Raw genomic sequence first — 17,265 nt, forward strand, 5'->3', positions numbered from 1 at the left:
TTCCCCTCGTGTGGCCGACAGTACAGCGACGGCACGATGAATAGGCCGCCCATTGGCATCGCTGATGCGCAGTTGCCGAGCGACTAGGCGTCCTTCCCCTCCGCCCCACCCCGCGCATTCAGGTCATCCCGCGGCGAGCGGCCGAAGAAGGCTTTGTAGGCGCGGCTGAAGGCGGCTTCGGATTCGTAGCCGATGGCAAAGCCGATCTCGCCGATGCGGCTGTCGTGCCGGGCCAGCATGGTTTTCGCCAGGGTCAGCCGCCATTCGTTCTGGTAGCGCAAGGGCGAACGCCCCACCAGCACGCTGAAGCGCTCGCAGAAGCTGGAGCGCGACATGCCGGCCAGCTCGGCGAGGGCGTCGATGCGCCATTGCTGCCCGGGCTGCTCGTGAATGGCCCGCAGCACCCGGGCGATGCGCGCGTCGGCGAGGCCGCCCAGCCAGCCGGAGGCAGCGCCCTGCTGCACCCAGGTGCGCAGGATGCGGATGACGGTGAGGTCGATCAGGCGCGAGATCATCAAGGCGCCGCCGGGCTGGACGTCATGGGCTTCCAGCAGCATGAAGTGCATCAGCCCCTCGGACCAGGCCGCCGCGTCCGTCTGGCGAATGTGGATCAGCCCCGGCAGGGCGAAGAGCATGGCCTGGAAGCTGCCGGCGTCGAACCAGAAGCGGCAGATGACCACGGTCGCCGGCCCATTGATTGCGGTGATGCTCAACCCCGACGGGTCGTGGGGCAGCAGGAGGATGTCGCCCTGCTCCACCGTCACCGCCGGCTGGCTGGTGCAGCGGATGTGCAGGCGCCCCTGTTGCAGCACGCAGATGTGGGCGCTGTTGCTGTCCAGCAGCAGGCGCTCCCCGCTGCCCGGCGCGGAGGAATAGACGCGGTCGCCGGTCAGGCGGATCTGCGCCAGCACCTGGGAGAGCAGATCCCCGGTGGCGAGACCCTCCAGCTGCATTTCCGGAAGAATGGTCAAGTTTTCCAGTGAATCCGTCATGTCGAGCTGGTCGCGTGTTGAATAACCTGGGGCCTGAATCATAGCGCCCCGGTATAGCGCTGCAGAAGCGTTGCGGCACCGTGACCGGCAGCAGCGGCTATGCCGATCGTCCAACCAGAAGGAAACAGCGAATGTTCGGAATCTCCCCCCTCGGCTGGCTGCACACCCTGGGCAGCCTGCCGGCCATTCCACTGGCGCTCTATATGTTCGCGCGGCATGGCCGCATCGTGCCGCGCTCCGGGGCGGGCCTGGGCTACTTCGTCTCGATGCTGCTGGGTGCGGGCACGGTGTTCCTGGTTGCGCGGCAACCGGTGAGCAACGCCATCGCGGTGGTCACCCTGGTGCTGCTGGTCGTCGGCTACGGGGTTGGGCGGATAGGCGCACTGGGCCGCGCGCGGGTGTACCTGGAAACCATCCTGCTGAGCCTGACGGCGTTCCTGCTGATGCTGCCCACCGTCACCGAGGTGCTGCGCCGCGTGCCGGATGGCCACCCGCTGGTGACCGACCTGCACGCGCCATTGCTGGTGGGCGCCCAGGGCAGCCTGCTGCTGGCGCTGGTTCTCGGCGTGACGGCGCAGGTCGTCTACCTGCGCCGGCAGGGCGCGCGGCTCGGCACGCCCGGCAACGCCTGATCAGCGGTTGCGCCCCAGCGCCTCGTGGCTGCTGACCCAGTCACCGGCCAATATGGCCGAGGTCAGCGACACGTCCCCCGCCAGCACCACCGCAGCGATGATCTCCGCCAGCTTGTCCGCCTTGCCGGTTCCGTAGCAGCCCAGCAGTTCCAGGCATTCGCGCTGGGTCGGCAGGCCGGTGCCACCGCCGTGGGTGGCGCAGATGACCGCGGGCAAGGTCACCGACCAGTAGTAGTCGCCGTTGTCCAGCAACTGGCCGTAGGTGATGCCGCCGTGGGATTCGGCGACGTTGGCCGCGTCCTGCCCGGTGGCGATGTACAGCGCCGCCAGGCCATTGGCCGAGTGCGCGCCGCTGTACGCCGAGCCGGCCTGGAAGGCGCCCACGGCGGCGATCTGCCGGTAGCGGTAGAGGTTGGCGGGGTCGACGCGCAGCAGCTCGTGGGCCACCTCGCGCTTGAGGGTGAACTCGGCGATCACCCGTTTGCCACGGGTCTGGATCATGTTCATCGCCGAGTGCTTCTTGTCGGTATCGATGGCGCCGGAGAGGATGTAGCGTGGCTGCAGCGGGTGGTTGGCCTTGATCCACTCGCAGGCGGCGTAGGTGGCCTTGCTGGTCATGTTCTGCCCGGCGGCATCGCCGGTGGTGTAGCAGAAGCGGGTGTAGAGCATGTTGGCCACCGGGTACTGCTCGATCTCGAACAGCTTGCCGCTGCGGGTGGTGGTTTCGCTGGCCGCCTTGATCGCCTCGAACTCGCGCACCAGCCAGACGCCGAACTCACGGGCCTGCAAGGCATCCTCGAACATGAACACCGGCGCCCGCTGCATGGAGTGCTTGACCACCGTGGTCTTCACCCCGCCGGAAGCGCTGATGGCGCGCATGCCCCGGCTGTAGCTGGCCAGCAAGGTGCCTTCGGTGGTGGCCATGGGCACGTAGAAGTCGCCGCGCGCGTGCTCGCCCTCGATGCGCAGCGGGCCGGCCAGCCCCAGGGGCATCTGCACCACGCCGATGAAGTTCTCGATATTGCCCTGGGTGACGGCCGGGTCGATGGCGTACTGGCCCACCACATCCAGCGCGGCGCCGGTCTGCGCCTTGATGAAGTCGCGGCGCACGCCGGCCTGCTCGTTGGAGTAATCGTTCTCGGGGTTGCGGGGAATCGGGGCGCCTCTGGACATCGTGCTCTCCTGATGGTCGGGCGGATCGCCCTGGGTGAAATCCGTTGCCCCGAGTGTGCCCAAGGGCGCCGGAGCCGGCATGACCGATCACGCCAATCAGGTGATCCAACGCGTCAATCTTAGTGATGATGGCCGCTGGCGCCAGAACCACGGATGGAGGGCCGCGCCTCACACCCCTTCGTCATCCCCCCGGCGCAGCAGGTAGGTGTCCATTATCCAGCCGTTGGCCTCGCGCGCCTGCTGGCGGGTGCGGGCGATGTCGGCGGCCACGTCCTTGAGCTTGCCGGCGATGAGGATTTCATCCGGCGTGCCCACGTAGGCGCCCCAGTAGATGTACAGGTCGGGGGCGTCGAGGCGGGTGTAGGTGTCTTCCGCGTCGAGCATCACCACCACGCTGTCGACGTTACTGGGGAAGCCCTCGGCGAGGCGCCGGCCGGTGGTGATCTCGATGGACCGGCCGATGCGGTTCAGCGGCACCTTGTGACGGGCCGCCAGCGCCTGGATGCTGCTGATGCCGGGGATGACCTCGTACTCGAACGCCAGCCGCCCGTCCCGGAGGATCGCCTGCAGGATGCGCAGGGTGCTGTCGTAGAGCGACGGGTCGCCCCAGACCAGGAAGGCGCCGCATTCCCCCTCTCCCAGCTCCTCGCCGATCAGCCGCTCGAACACCTGCTGCTTGGCCAGGTTCAGGTCCTTGACGGCCGCGTCGTACTCGCCGCCGCGCTCGCGCTCGGGGCTGCCCGCCTCGACGAAGCGGTAGTCGCGCCCGCTGATGTAGCGCTCGCAGATCTCCCGGCGCAGGTGGATGAGCTTGTCCTTGCTGCTGCCCTTGTCGAGGATGAAGAACACATCGACCTGGTTGAGCGCCTTCACGGCCTGCAGGGTGATGTAGTCGGGGTCGCCCGCCCCGATGCCGATGACCAGTAGTTTCTTCATGGCGGCTCCTCGCCCGTTCACAGGCCGCCATGGTGAGCGCAAAGGCGGTGGTGATGAAAGAGGCGCAGCCCGTTCCCAGGGCCTGCAAGCCCCCGCGCCAGCCCGACACCGGCCGTCGCCACGGTCGGGTAATGGCTGCATCCGGGCAGGTCAGCCTGGGCACTGGCCGCCAATTCCCCTATCCTTCCCGCCGGCGAACCCACTGCGGCATCGAATGCCGGTCACAGGACCGCTTCCATGCACGCCCTGCGCAGCCCGATCCCGCCCCGCTCCCTCTGCTGGAACCTGCACGCCCTGGCCTGGCCACGCGCGTTGCCGACGGGGCCGATCGTCCCGGCTGCTCAGTGCGCCCCCCTTCATCGCTCCACTTTTTACGCTGGTACCCCCGCATGGAAATCAAGGTCAACTTTCTCGACAACCTTCGTCTCGAAGCCAAGTTCGACGACTTCACGGTCATCGCCGACCAACCGATCCGCTACAAGGGCGACGGTTCGGCACCGGGGCCGTTCGACTACTTCCTGGCCTCCTCGGCCCTGTGCGCGGCGTACTTCGTGAAGCTGTACTGCCAGACGCGCAACATCCCCACCGAGAACATCCGGCTGTCGCAGAACAACATCGTCGACCCGGAAAACCGCTACCAGCAGATCTTCAAGATCCAGGTCGAGCTGCCGGCGGACATCTCCGAGAAGGACCGCCTCGGTATCCTCCGCTCCATCGACCGCTGCACCGTGAAGAAGGTGGTGCAGCAGGGCCCCGAGTTCATCATCGAAGAGGTGGAGAACCTCGACGCCGACGCCCAGGCCCTGCTGATCCCGAGCAGCAGCGAGCAGAGCACCTACATCGCCGGCAAGGACCTGCCGCTGGAAGAAACCATCGCCAACATGTCCGGCATCCTCGCCGGCCTGGGCATGAAGATCGAGATCGCCTCCTGGCGTAACATCGTGCCCAACGTCTGGTCGCTGCACATCCGCGACGCCGCCTCGCCGATGTGCTTCACCAACGGCAAGGGCGCCACCAAGGAAAGCGCCCTGGCCTCCGCACTGGGTGAGTTCATCGAGCGGCTGAACTGCAACTTCTTCTACAACGACCAGTTCTGGGGCGAGGACATCGCCAACGCCGACTTCGTCCACTACCCCAACGAGCGCTGGTTCAAGCCGGGCCCGAAGGACGCGCTGCCGGCCGAGATCCTCGACGCCCACTGCCTGGAAATCTACAACCCGGACGGCGAACTGCGCGGCTCGCACCTGTACGACACCAACTCCGGCAACACCGTGCGCGGCATCTGCTCGCTGCCCTTCGTGCGCCAGTCGGATGGCGAGACGGTGTACTTCCCGTCCAACCTGATCGAGAACCTCTACCTCAGCAACGGCATGAGCGCCGGCAACACCCTGGTCGAAGCCCAGGTGCAGTGCCTGTCGGAAATCTTCGAGCGCGCGGTGAAGCGCGAAATCCTCGAAGGCGAGATGGCCCTGCCGGACGTACCCCAAGCCGTGCTGGAGAAGTACCCCTCCATCCTCGCCGGCATCCGTGGGCTGGAAGAGCAAGGCTTCCCCGTGCTGGTGAAGGACGCCTCCCTGGGCGGTGAATTCCCGGTGATGTGCGTCACCCTGATGAACCCGCGCACCGGCGGCGTATTCGCCTCCTTCGGCGCCCACCCCAGCTTCGAAGTGGCGCTGGAGCGCAGCCTCACCGAGCTGCTCCAGGGCCGCAGCTTCGAAGGCCTCAACGACCTGCCGCAGCCGACCTTCGAAGGCCACGCGGTGACCGAGCCGAACAACTTCGTCGAGCACTTCATCGACTCCAGCGGCGTGGTGTCGTGGCGCTTCTTCAGCGCCACGGCCGACTTCGAGTTCGTCGAGTGGGACTTCTCCGGCCAGGGCGAAGACAGCAACGCCGAGGAAGCCGCCACCCTGTTCGGCATCCTCGAGGACATGGGCAAGGAAGTGTACGTGGCCACCTACGACGACCTCGGCGCCAACGCCTGTCGCATCCTGGTGCCGGGCTACTCGGAGATCTACCCGGTGGAGGACCTGATCTGGGACAACACCAACAAGGCGCTGCTGTTCCGTGCGGACATCCTCAACCTGCACAGCCTGCCCGACCGTGGCCTGAAGTCCCTGCTGAAGAACCTCAACAACACCGAAGTCGACGACTACACCGACATCACCACGCTGATCGGCGTCGAGTTCGACGACAACACCGTCTGGGGCCAGCTGACCATCCTCGAGCTGAAACTGCTGATCCACCTGGCGCTGAAGAAATTCGAAGACGCCAAGGAGCTGGTGGAAGCCTTCCTGCAGTACAACGACAACACCGTAGAGCGCGGGCTGTTCTACCAGGCCCTGAACGCGGCGCTGGAAGTGACCCTGGACGACGACCTGGAGATGGACGACTACGAAGCCAACTTCCGCCGCATGTTCGGCAACCCGCGCATGGACGCGGTGCTGGGCTCGCTGGACGGCAGCGTGCGCTTCTACGGCCTGACGCCCACCAGCATGAAGCTGGAAGGCCTCGACCGGCACCAGCGCCTGGTGGAGAGCTACAAGAAGCTCCACGCCGCGCGGGCCAAGGCAGCAGCCAAGTAACCAGCCCCCTCAGCGGCCCTCGCCCCTTCTCGGGCGGGGGCCGTATCTACCTGCCCCCTCCCCCCGTCACCAGGTCCGCTCGCGGTACGCGTCCTGGGATTTCTGCAAGCGGCGCTTCACGGCGGTGGCCTGGTTCCTGCGGCCGATCACCCGCCGCTGCCACAACCGTTCCTGCCCCAGGGCAGCAGACTCCGAGGTGCTCCAGGCGCCGATCAGCAGGTGCTTGGCGGCGGCCAGTGCATCCGGCGATTGCTGGGCGAACTCCAGGCAAAGCGCGTGGGCCTGCGCCAGCGGGTCATCGGCCAGGTGGGTGACCAGGCCCAGCTGGTGGGCCTGCGTAGCGTCGATGATGCGCCCGGAGAACGTCAGCTCCATCGCCACGTCCTTGGGCAGCAGCTCGCGCAACAGCACGGTGCCGCCCATGTCCGGAACCAGGCCCCATTGGGACTCCATGATGGACAGCTGGGCGGTGGGCGCGGCCACGCGGATGTCGGCACCGAGGGCGATCTGCAGGCCGGCGCCGAAGCAGTTGCCGTGGATGGCGGCAATGACCGGAACGCTCAACGAGCGCCACACCAGCGAGACCTTCTGGTAACGGTTCATGCTGGGCTTCCACAACGGCACGAGGGCCATGATCTTCTTCAGCGGGCTGCCGGTGACGATGTCCTTGAGGTCCATGCCGGAGCAGAAGGACGGGCCGTTGCCGGCCAGGATCACCGCGCGCACGGCCCGGTCGCGCTTGAGGAATTCGCCGCAGGCGATCAGCTCCAGCAACAGCTGGGTGCTGATCGAGTTGTGCTTGTCGGGGCGGTTCAGGCGCACGGTGGCGATGGCGCCGTCATAGCTCAGGTCTACATGGTTCCACACGGGCTGGGTCACGCCGGCAGGTCCTCGTTCGGTTGGAAGGGTGGGTAGGCGTTGCGCCGCTCATGGTAAGCGCGCTCCGGCGGTTTGGGTGCGGCGGGCATGGCAAAAAAGGGCCGGCCGGAAACCGGCCAACCCAAAGGCCGGTGCTCGGGACGGGCACCGGCGCAGACACAAGCCAGGGTTATGCCGCGAACCCCGTCAGCGCGTCGTGGAGTAGCCGCCGTCCAGCGGGATGACGGTGCCGGTGATGTAGGCGGACGCAGCCGACGCCAGGAAGATCGCCGTGCCGGCCACATCCGAGGCCTGCCCGGTACGGCGCCGGGGGATGGTCTGGATGATCTGCTCGGCGTGCTCCTTGAGCATGAACTCGGTCATCTTCGTCTCGAACGGGCCGGGGGCGATGGCGTTCACGTTGATGTTGGCCCGCGCCAGGTGGGCGGCCAGGTGGCGGGTCAGGTGGTGCACCGCGGCCTTGCTGGCGGAGTAGGAATAGTTGCCGTAGCCGGGGCTGGTGAGGCCATCGATGGAGCCGATGTTGATGACCCGGGCCGGGTCTTCGTCGGTGCCGGCGGCCTGCAGCGCGGGGCCGAGCTTCTGGGTCAGGAAGAACAGGGATTTCAGGTTGATGTCCATGATCTTGTCCCAGCCGCTTTCCGGGAATTCGCCGAACCTGGCGCCCCAGGTGGCGCCGGCGTTGTTCACCAGGATGTGCAACTGCGGCTCGCGCTGCAGGAACGCCTCGGCGAAGGCGCTGGCCTGCTCCGCCGAGGACAGGTCCGCCGCGATGCCCACCGCCTCGCCGTACTGCTTGAGCTCGGCTTCAGCTTCGGCGCAGGCCTCGGCCTTGCGGGACACCACGTAGGTCTTGACCCCGGCTTGCACCAGGCCTTTGGCGATCATCAGGCCGATGCCGCGCGTACCGCCGGTTACCAGGGCGACTTTGCCGCTTACATCGAACAGCGCATGTTTCGAAGTCATGGGGATTCCACTCAAAAGTTGAGGTTCAGGGGGTAGGTCTTCAGGGCCTGCTCGATGTCGCTGGCGGCTGCCAAGCGGGCGATACGCAGCTCGGCATCCGGCAGCAGGTAGGCGAAATAGAACCGGGCTTGGGCGTGTTTCGCGGCCGTGTCGATGGGCAGGCCGCTGCCGTCCAGTGCCGCCAGCGCCCGCAGCCACAAAGTGGCCATGACGCCGTGCCCCACCAGCCAGAGGAGCTCGCGGGCGCATTGCAGCGCGGCGAAGGGCGCGCTCTTGAGGTCGGCCTTGAGCTGCGTCACCACCCCGTCGATACGGTCGAGCACGGCGAGGGTGCCCGACACGTGATCAAGGTGCGGCCCGGCGGCCGGCAATTCCGCGATCTGCTCACGCAGCCAGGCCAGGGTGGCGTCGATGGCCTGGTGGCGGCCGTCGTCCAGCCGACGCAGCACCAGGTCGAGGGACTGCACATCGTTGGTGCCTTCGTAGATGGGCAGGATCTGCACATCGCGCAGCAGCACTTCGATGCCCGTGTCTTTGATGTAGCCGTGGCCGCCGTGGGTCTGCATCGCCGCCGTGGCGACCTCCACGCCGATCTCGCTGCTGATGGCCTTGGCGGCGGACATCAGCACCGGCAGCACCACCTGGGCGCGCATGCGGGTGGCCGGGTCAGCCGACGCCTGGGTCTGCTCGTTCACCAGGGCGGTGACGAACGCCAGCATGCGCGCCGAGGCCGTCAGCGTGCGCATGCGCACGATCTCGCGGCGGATATTGGGATGTTCGGCGATGGGCAGCGGTGCCTTGCCGCCACCGACCAAATCACGCCCCTGGATACGCTCCAGCGCATAGGCGATGGCGTTCTGGCTGGCGATTTCCGCCACGCCTATGGCCTGGAACGCGGTGCCGATGCGCGCCAGCTTCATCATGCTGAACATGCCCGCCAGGCCAGCCCCTGGAGCACCGACTATCCAGCCCCTGGCGTTGTCGAACAGCAGCTCGGCGGTGGCCGAGGCGTGGATGCCAAGCTTGTCTTCGACGCGCGGACAGGTCACGCCGTTGCGCTCGCCCAGGCTGCCGTCGGCGCCGACATGGAACTTGGGCACGATGAACAGCCCCAGCCCCGCCAGCCCGGCCGGCGCCCCCTGGATGCGGGCGAGCACCAGGTGGACGATGTTGCGGGTCAGGTCGTGGTCGCCGCCGGTGATGAAGATCTTGGTCCCGGACAGGCGATAGGTGCCGTCGTCGCTCGCCACCGCCGTGGTGCGCAGCAGCGAAAGGTCGGTACCGCACTGCGGCTCGGTGAGGCACATGGTGCCGTTCCATTCGCCGCTGCCGATCTTCTGCAGGTAGGTGGCCTTGAGGGACTCGGAGCCGATGCCCTTCAACACCGCGTACACACCCAGGCGAATGGACGCATAGAGGGCGAAGGACATGGAGCCAGCGCTGAGCAGCTCGTCGCAGGCGAAGCCGAACGGCAGCGGCAGCCCCTGCCCGCCGTCCTCCACGGCGGTGTGCAACGCGCCCCAGCCATCGGCGACGAAAGCATCATAGACGCCGTGGTAGCCGGCCGGGGCGCGGACGCCTTCGGGGGTAACGGTGCAACCTTCCCGGTCAGCTGGGCCGGCGAGCGGCAGCAGGCGATCGGCGACGAAGCGGCCCAGGGTGTCGAGCACGCTGCCCAGCGTCTCCGCCGATTCGTCAGCGCCGGTGACGCCGTTGTATTCCCTGGCCAGCACATGGCCGGCGAGGAACTGGTATTCCCCCACGGGCGCGCGATAGGTCGTCATGGTGCCGCCTCACTCGCCCTTGAAGGTCAGGCCTTTGTTCAGCACCGCGGCGCCTTCACGGGTGAAGCGTTCCACCGCGTCCATCATGTCGTGGGTGGCGAAGGTGGCCGGGGCGGAATCCAGCAGGCGCTGGTCGGCGGCGGTCAGGCCGTGGGCCACGGCGGTGTTGATCAGGTGCTTGGAGGCGGCGTAGGCAACGGTGGGGCCATTGGCGAGCTTGGCGGCATAGGCGCGGGCCTTCATCTCCACTTCCGGGTCGGGCATCACGCGGTTGACCAGACCCCACTCCAGCATGGTCTTGGCGTCGTAGATGCCGGCGGAGAAGACCATCTCCTTGGCGCGAGCCAGGCCCACCCGGGCGACCAGGCGTTGCGCGCCGCCCAACAGGGTGGTGGTGCCGATGCGCGCCTCGACCTGGCCGAAGTTGGCCGATTCACCGGCGAAGATGATGTCGTGGATCTGCGCCATCTCGCAGCCGCCGCCCAGGCACATGCCGCGCACCGCCACCACAGTGGGGAATGGCAGGTTCTCAAAGCGCTGCATCTCCGGGATGGAGCGGTTGAGCATGCGCCGGGCGAAGTTGGCGTCACTGCCGGTGAAGTTGCTGATGACGTCGGCGCCAGCGCAGAAGTGGTCGCCCTCGGCCAGGGTCAGGAAGGCGCGGGCCTTGGCTTCGATGGCCTGGTCGACGGCCTCCATCAGCCCACGGAAGGATTGGTTGGTCAGCAGGTTCATCGGCCCGCCGCAGAAGATGGCGATGGCCAGGGCACCATCCATTTCGAATTTAACGGTCATGTTCGTAGCTCCAGGTTCAGGTTTGTTCGGGCAAGCCGAAGGCGTTCCCGCTGCCGGACAGCGGGGGTTGCGCAGGGGGAATCAGCGGCCTTTGAAAACGGCGGGCCGGCGCTCGGCGAAGGAGCGCAGGCCCTCCTTGAAGTCCTCCGAGGCGAAGCAGGTCTTCTGGATCTGCGGGATGCAGTCGATGGCGGCCTGCTCGCCGTCCTGCAGGTAGGTTAGGGCGGCGGCCTTGGCGGCACGCAGGCCGATGGGGGCGTTCTTGCAGATCAGCCGGGCGATCTCCATGGCGCGCTCCCGGTGCTGGCCTAAGGGGTGCACTTCCTGCACGAAGCCGATGGCCAGCGCGCGTTGGGCGTCGAACTCATCGCAGAGGAACAGGTGGTACATCGCATTGCCCCAGCCGGTGCGGGTGAGGTAGCGGAAGTGAGCGCCGCCGAGGGGGGCGATGCCGCGCTTGGACTCCATCTGGCAGAAGGTGGCGGTGTCGGCGGCGATGACGATGTCGCCGGCGAGCATCATCTCGATGCCCACGGTGTAGGTCTTGCCATGGACGACCGAGATCACCGGCTTGGTGCAGCGCTTGTACAGGCCGAACGGGTCGACCCAGCCCTCGGGCAGCGGCTTGGCGGTGGCGCCGGGGCCGAAGAACCTCGGCATGTCGAGGCCGGCGGTGGTGTGCTCGCCCTCGGGGCAGAGCACGGCGACCCAGATGTCGTCATCGTTGTCGACGGTGGTGAGGTGCGCGGCCAGTTGCTCGATCATCTCCGGGGAGAAGGCGTTGAACTTGGCAACGTTGTCGACGGCAATGACGGCGATATGGTCCTCGACGACCATGCGGACTTCGCCGGCCTTTTTCTCTTCGCTCATGATGGTTTCCTTGGTTCCTTGGGTGCATCGGGCGTTCCGGCTGCCCACGCGGGCAGCCGGCATGGATCAGGCGATTCCGCGTGAGTGGTGCTGCCAGTAAGGTTCGCGCACCAGGCGCCGCAGCACCTTGCCGGTGGCGTTGCGTGGCAGATCAGCCACGAAGTCGACGCTCTTGGGCAGCTTGAAACCCGCCACCCGGCCCCTGGCGTGGGCGATCAGTTCCTCGGCCGTGAGGCGGGCGCCGGGTTTGAGCACGGCGATGGCCTTGATCGCCTCGCCCCATTGCGGATCGGGGACGCCGATCACCGCGACATCGGCGATGGCCGGGTGGCTGTAGAGGATGTTCTCGACCTCGGCGGGGTACACATTCTCGCCACCGGTGATGATCATGTCGCGCTTGCGGTCGTAGATATGCAGGTAGCCACGCCCGTCGAGATAGCCCATGTCGCCGGTGTGGAACCAGCCGTCCTGGATGGCCGCGCGGGTCTCCTCCTCGCGCTGCCAGTAGCCGTTCATGACCTGGCTGGAGCGGCAGGTGATCTCGCCGATGCCACCGGCCGGCAGCGGCTGGCCATCCGGGTCGATGACCCGCAACTCGACCCCGGCGGTGACCTGGCCGCAGGACAGCGCCAGGTCGGTATCGCCCGCGAGGATCGCCTGGTGGTCTTCCGCCGTCAGGTAGGTGATCGGCCCGGAGGTTTCGGTCAGCCCGTAGATCTGCCCGAAGCCGGTATGGGGCAAGGCGGCCATGGCTTCCTGCAGCAGCGAGGTGGCCATCGGCGCGGCGCCGTAGAGGATCTTCTGCAGGCTGGGGCACGTGCGGCCGCTGTGGGCCATGGCGGCGATCAGGCCGCGCACCATCACCGGCACCATCAGGGTCAGGGTGACCTGCTCGCGCTCGATCAACGCGACGATTTCGGCCGGCACGAAGTCGCTGACGATGATCAGCCGGGCGCCCCTGGCCAGGCCGTAGATGCCGAGGATCGAGCCGGCCACGTGGGCATGGGGCAGGCACAGCAGGATCACATCCTCCCCGTCGATCTGCCGGCACGGGCTGCGCTCGCCGGTAACCAGCGCGGACAGCGGCGCATTGAAGAGGCTCTCGCTGCTCAGGCGTACGCCTTTCGGCCGGCCCGTAGTGCCGCTGGTGTAGATCTGCAGGCAGTCATCCCGCGCGTCCAGGGCCGGCCCGGCGCCTAGCACCGCCTGGCGATCCCGCCACGCGGCGTAGGCAGCCCCCATGACGATGCAGTGCTCGATGAAGGGCAGCCCGGGGCGGATCTGCTCGATCAATGCCGCGAACGCCGCGCCGACGAAGAGGATGCGTGGCCGGCAATCCGCCAATACCTGTTCGATCTCGGCCGCGGCGAGCCGGCTGTTGAGGGGCACCAGGGCGAGGTTGGCGCGGGCGCAGCCGATCCACAGTTCGTAGAACTGGTCGCTGCTGTGGTCGAGGATCGCCACGCGCTCCTGGGCGCTCGCCCCCAGGGCCAGCAGACCACTGGCAACCTGATCGGCCCGTGAATCCAGCTCGCTGAGCGGGGTTCTTCTGTCGCCGAATACCAGGGCGGTGTGATCGTCGGGAATGGCAGATGTCACGCGTGCAACATCGGCCAGCAACTGCTCGGCCATAAGGTCTCCTGGGGCGCCTTGTTGTTCTTGGGGGCGCTTTCGGGGACCGATGCTAGGGCAGGCCGGAATTCAACAACGTCGGCCAGAAGACAGTGTTGGCAAACTCGCCAGGCGGTTACTCCGCACGGCCGTGGCGCTGGTTGTCGCTGATGAAGCGGAGCAGCCCGGCGGGGTCTTTCACCGTGACCTTGCCGTAGTCGGTTTCTATCAGCTTGAGCTTGCGCAACTCGGTGACGACACGGTTCACGCTTTGCCGCGTAGAGCCCACCATCAGCCCGATATCCGCCTGGGACAGGGCGATGTCCGCATCGCCGCTGCCAGCATCGCCCTGGATATCGGCCAGCCAGAAGAAGCGCGACGCGATCCGCGCCGGCACCGGCTGCGTCAGCATCTCCTCCAGCAGCCGCAAGGCACCGCGCAGGCGCCGGCTCAGTTGCGCGCTCACCGCCGAGGCAACCTGGGGATGGGTGGCCAGCAGCGCGGAGAAATCCCTGACCGACCAGGCCCGCAGCTCCACCGCGCCCCGGGTGATGAAGGTGACGGAAGACGGGCCGCCATCGGAGATGGAGCTATCTCCCACCAGGTCACCGGGCTGGTAGATGTAGATCAGCACCTCCTGCCCGTCCTCGGTAAAGATGCACTGGCGGATCTCCCCGGAAACGATCTGGAAGACCTCGACTATGGGGTCGCCCTGGCGATACAGGGTGTTGCCGTCGGCGAAGCACTTCGTCCTCGCCTTCGCCAGCAACGCGTCCCGAACCTCGGGGGTGAGGTCGGCAATCCAGTTGAAGCCGCTCATCGTCGTCAAGGCTCCCCAGAGCAAGGCCATTCAGCGAACCCCCGGCACCGTGGACTCTCACCTGAAAGGCGGTTTCAGCGCTGGGATTCGGGGTACACAACGGCGGTTGCACGCTGTGCCGGCCCATCTAAACAAACGTTCGGTAATCGGTCAATTTGTCTTGCGGCCACCTCGCTACGTGCCTTGATGGAGCATGCCTGTAGGGTGGATGACGCTCTTCTCATCCACCAGCGGAGCGCCCGGCGAGCCCGAAAGGTGGACCGATAAAGCGTGGTCCACCCTTGTATCTCGACTAACTACCCCATCAGGGGTAATAGTTCCCGACTGATCATCGGGGGAGGGGCTGGAAGTCGTGTCCACCCTTAGGCCCTGAGCCTGCGACGTAGATAGTGCTCCGCCCCTCCACACTCACTCGAACAGCCCGAACGGTATCTTGAGCCCAGAGCTCGCATTCACAAGGTTGGGCCGGGTGCAGTGATGATCGTGTCTGAAAAGATCAGGAGGAGCTCACATGCCCAGTGTCATTGGTATCGACATTGCCAAGCACACGTTCGATATCGCCACCCTGCAGGCGAACGGCAAGTACCGCACCAAGGCCAAGTTGGCCAACAGCGAGGCGGGCTTTCGCACGCTGCAGGAGTGGCTGAACAAGCACAGCGAGGCGGGTGCCTGGGTCGTGATGGAAGCCACCGGCATCCACCATGAAGCCCTGGCCGAATGGCTGCTGGAGCAGAACTATCGGGTCTGCGTCCTCAACCCTGCGCAGATCGCTCACTACGCCCGCAGTCAGCTGCAGCGCGTGAAAACTGACAAGGTCGACGCCAAGCTGATCGCCGAATACGGCGAGCGCCACCAAGACGAGCTACGGCCCTGGCAGCCTGAACCTCGCGCCATACGGCGCCTGAAAGCACTGATGCGGCGCCTGGCGGATCTGCAGGAAATCCAGCAGATGGAGAGCAATCGCCTGGAGGTGGCCGATACCAGCGTGCAGGAGTCGATCCGCTCAGTGTTGCGGCACATCGAGCAACAGATCGAGGAAACCCTCAAGGCCATCAACGACCACATCGACAATGACCCGGATCTGCGTGGCAAACGTGATCTGTTGACCAGCATCGATGGCATCGCGGACAAGACAGCCGCCCTGATCCTGGCGGAGCTGGGCGACCCTCATCGCTTCACCAGCAGTCGCGCGATTACCGCCTTTGCCGGGCTCAACCCGCGTTTGCAGGAGTCTGGTAAGTACCGGGGGCAGACCCGCATTTCCAAGATGGGCTCATCGCGGCTGCGTGCTGGGCTGTACATGCCTGCCGTTTGCGCCCTGCAGCACAACGGGGCGATCAAAGCGATGAGAGAACGCCTCAGAGCCAAGGGCAAGACCGGCATGCAGATCATCTGTGCAGCGATGCGTAAGCTGCTGAACATCGCTTATGGCGTCTTGAAATCGGGCCAGCCGTACGACGTAAAACTGGCCCTTGCTCACTAGGGATCAAAACGGTATCTACGCAGCGGTCAAGGCCGTGCCTGAGGTAGCCCGGGAATGGCAGGCAGCGCAGCCGTTCAGGCGGTTCCGCCCTGCTCCTGCCGGGCGTCGGCGTCCAGCCATTGGCCGGCTTCGAAGCGGTTGCGGCCGCCCTGCTTGGCGCGGTAGAGCAGGCGGTCGACGGCTTCGACGAAGGTCAGGGCGCGGTCGTGGCGGGTGGGGATGATGGTGCCGACGCCGAGGCTGATGGTGAGCAGCGAGGCGACGCCGGACTTCTCGTGGGGGATGCAGCGCTCGCGCAGCAGGCGGCGGCAGCGTTCGGCCACCTGGCGGGCGGCGTCGGCGTCGGTTTCCGGGAGGATGAGGACGAATTCCTCGCCACCGAAGCGCCCCACCAGGTCTCGTGGGCGGTTGGCGGCGGCGGTGAGCGCCTGGCCGACGCTCTTCAGGCAGTCGTCACCCTGGATATGGCCGTAGTGGTCGTTGTACTGCTTGAAGTAGTCGATATCGAGAAGGATCAGCGACAGTGGCTGCAGGGTGCGCTGGGCGTTGGCCCATTCCACGTCGAGGGTCGAGTCGACCATGCGCCGGTTGGCGACGCCGGTGAGGCCGTCCTTGTAGGAGTACTCCTCCAGCTGCTTCTGCAACTCCACCAGCTTCTGCTCGGCGTGCTTGCGCTCGCTGATGTCGAACATGAAGCCGATCAGCGCTTCCACCTCGCCTGCCTCGTCGCGCATCACGTGCACCACGTCGCGTATCCACACGTAGTCGCCGGCGGCGGTCAGGGCGCGGTAGTCGGCTTCATGGTCGGTACCGGCCTGGGATTGGGAGACGCAGAAGGCGACCACCGCGTCGCGGTCCTCGGGGTGCATGCGCTCGGCCCAGTCGTTGACCCCGACCCAGCTCGCCGGGCTCCAGCCCAGCAGGGTTTCGATCTGCGGGCCGATGTAGGCGAAGGTCATGGTCTTCCAGTCGATCTTCCAGGGGATCGCCTTGGTGGATTCCAGCAACGTCTTGTAGACCGCGTTGGTGGTTTCGACTTCTTCTCTCATGACGGTTGATCTCGGCGACTGCGTGATGGCCTATCGCCTCTTATACAGGCGTGCAAAGCCCGCCAACAGGGCGTTTGGTCGGTTTTGATCGGCCTATTTGCCGGCGGCGAGGCGGTAGCGCGCCAGGTCGGACGCCGAGAGCACGCGCATCTGCCGGGGGTCGATGCGTTGCATGTCTTCCAGCAGGCTGGGCGGAATGTTCATTTCCTTGAAGTAGGCGGCGGAGTTGTAGCGCCCGCCCTTGTACAGCGCCTGGTCGCGGGAGGAGTCGCCGTGGGCGTAGTACGGGCGGTGCAGGCCCACCGAGCCGCGCACCATCTTGCCGCGCCCGGCGGCCAGCAGGTAGACGCAGGTGCCCTGGCACAGGCCGGTGGACGGCACCAGCGCGTCGAAGCCGGTTTCGCGCAGCAGGCGGCCCATGCGGATGGCCTCCGGCACGCTGCCGCCGATGCTGTCGAGGATGACGATCTTGCGCGCGAACTTGCCGGGGTGGCCGAGCACCCCCTTCATCAGTGCGTCGTAGTCGCCGGGGGCGATGTCTTCGGAAACCTTGGCCACCAGCATGGGGCCGCTCTTGTGCTGCACGGCCTCCACCTCGACCCGGGCGAAGGCGGCGGCCGAGCAGAGGGTGGCGATGCCGAGGACGGCGAGCCGAAACGACGAGCTGATCATGGAGCGAAAACCCTGACG

At 66.5% G+C, this 17,265-nt stretch carries 15 protein-coding genes; 3 read left to right on the forward strand and 12 right to left on the reverse strand.

Annotation, left to right across the window (positions count from 1 at the left end):
* Nucleotides 1-83 precede the first annotated feature (83 nt).
* Nucleotides 84-971: an AraC family transcriptional regulator gene (locus tag ACXI0U_RS30055; RefSeq protein ID WP_479551281.1), complete on the reverse strand. Its 888-nt coding sequence runs from the start codon at nucleotides 969-971 to the stop codon at nucleotides 84-86.
* Nucleotides 972-1,123: 152 nt separating this feature from the next.
* Here ACXI0U_RS30055 and ACXI0U_RS30060 point away from each other — a divergent pair, with 152 nt between their 5' ends.
* Nucleotides 1,124-1,624 (forward strand): hypothetical protein, encoded by a 501-nt coding sequence (locus tag ACXI0U_RS30060; protein ID WP_043242142.1) that lies wholly within the window; start codon nucleotides 1,124-1,126, stop codon nucleotides 1,622-1,624.
* On the opposite strand, the gene ACXI0U_RS30065 is transcribed toward ACXI0U_RS30060, so the two are convergent.
* Both ACXI0U_RS30065 and cobF read right to left on the reverse strand, forming a co-directional pair.
* Entirely contained in the window at nucleotides 1,625-2,797 is a 1,173-nt protein-coding gene (locus ACXI0U_RS30065; protein WP_021220097.1) for a hydroxymethylglutaryl-CoA reductase, read from the reverse strand.
* A gap of 168 nt (nucleotides 2,798-2,965) precedes the next feature.
* On the reverse strand, nucleotides 2,966-3,733 hold the full coding sequence (gene cobF, locus ACXI0U_RS30070) for a precorrin-6A synthase (deacetylating) (protein ID WP_479551282.1): 768 nt from the start codon (nucleotides 3,731-3,733) through the stop codon (nucleotides 2,966-2,968).
* Nucleotides 3,734-4,122: 389 nt separating this feature from the next.
* Between cobF and ACXI0U_RS30075 the strand changes: the two genes are divergently transcribed.
* Nucleotides 4,123-6,318, forward strand: coding sequence for an OsmC domain/YcaO domain-containing protein (locus tag ACXI0U_RS30075; protein WP_374980636.1), 2,196 nt, complete (start codon nucleotides 4,123-4,125; stop codon nucleotides 6,316-6,318).
* A 66-nt stretch (nucleotides 6,319-6,384) separates the two neighbouring features.
* Here ACXI0U_RS30075 and ACXI0U_RS30080 read toward each other — a convergent pair whose 3' ends face one another.
* From ACXI0U_RS30080 to ACXI0U_RS30110, 7 genes are all read right to left on the reverse strand, one after another.
* On the reverse strand, nucleotides 6,385-7,197 hold the full coding sequence (locus ACXI0U_RS30080) for a crotonase/enoyl-CoA hydratase family protein (protein ID WP_431484109.1): 813 nt from the start codon (nucleotides 7,195-7,197) through the stop codon (nucleotides 6,385-6,387).
* 186 nt (nucleotides 7,198-7,383) lie between these two features.
* Nucleotides 7,384-8,163, reverse strand: coding sequence for an SDR family oxidoreductase (locus tag ACXI0U_RS30085; RefSeq protein ID WP_431484108.1), 780 nt, complete (start codon nucleotides 8,161-8,163; stop codon nucleotides 7,384-7,386).
* An 11-nt stretch (nucleotides 8,164-8,174) separates the two neighbouring features.
* Nucleotides 8,175-9,947: an acyl-CoA dehydrogenase family protein gene (locus ACXI0U_RS30090; protein ID WP_431484107.1), complete on the reverse strand. Its 1,773-nt coding sequence runs from the start codon at nucleotides 9,945-9,947 to the stop codon at nucleotides 8,175-8,177.
* 9 nt (nucleotides 9,948-9,956) lie between these two features.
* Complete coding sequence (locus ACXI0U_RS30095) at nucleotides 9,957-10,742, reverse strand: enoyl-CoA hydratase/isomerase family protein (RefSeq protein WP_431484106.1); 786 nt, start codon at nucleotides 10,740-10,742, stop codon at nucleotides 9,957-9,959.
* An 81-nt stretch (nucleotides 10,743-10,823) separates the two neighbouring features.
* Nucleotides 10,824-11,612 (reverse strand): crotonase/enoyl-CoA hydratase family protein, encoded by a 789-nt coding sequence (locus ACXI0U_RS30100; protein WP_431484105.1) that lies wholly within the window; start codon nucleotides 11,610-11,612, stop codon nucleotides 10,824-10,826.
* A gap of 66 nt (nucleotides 11,613-11,678) precedes the next feature.
* Nucleotides 11,679-13,244 (reverse strand): long-chain-fatty-acid--CoA ligase, encoded by a 1,566-nt coding sequence (locus ACXI0U_RS30105; protein ID WP_431484104.1) that lies wholly within the window; start codon nucleotides 13,242-13,244, stop codon nucleotides 11,679-11,681.
* 115 nt (nucleotides 13,245-13,359) lie between these two features.
* Nucleotides 13,360-14,043, reverse strand: coding sequence for a Crp/Fnr family transcriptional regulator (locus ACXI0U_RS30110; RefSeq protein ID WP_431484103.1), 684 nt, complete (start codon nucleotides 14,041-14,043; stop codon nucleotides 13,360-13,362).
* A gap of 511 nt (nucleotides 14,044-14,554) precedes the next feature.
* Here ACXI0U_RS30110 and ACXI0U_RS30115 point away from each other — a divergent pair.
* Nucleotides 14,555-15,526 carry an IS110 family RNA-guided transposase gene (locus ACXI0U_RS30115; protein WP_350446189.1) on the forward strand — a complete coding sequence of 324 codons (972 nt, stop codon included), beginning with the start codon at nucleotides 14,555-14,557 and terminating at the stop codon, nucleotides 15,524-15,526.
* Between the two features lie 74 nt (nucleotides 15,527-15,600).
* Here the strand turns inward: ACXI0U_RS30115 and ACXI0U_RS30120 are convergent, their stop codons facing one another.
* Nucleotides 15,601-16,575 (reverse strand): sensor domain-containing diguanylate cyclase, encoded by a 975-nt coding sequence (locus tag ACXI0U_RS30120; RefSeq protein WP_021218088.1) that lies wholly within the window; start codon nucleotides 16,573-16,575, stop codon nucleotides 15,601-15,603.
* A gap of 93 nt (nucleotides 16,576-16,668) precedes the next feature.
* On the reverse strand, nucleotides 16,669-17,247 hold the full coding sequence (locus ACXI0U_RS30125) for a COG3904 family protein (RefSeq protein ID WP_479551283.1): 579 nt from the start codon (nucleotides 17,245-17,247) through the stop codon (nucleotides 16,669-16,671).
* Nucleotides 17,248-17,265 lie beyond the last annotated feature (18 nt).

Source organism: Pseudomonas sp. C9D1 (assembly GCF_056491235.1).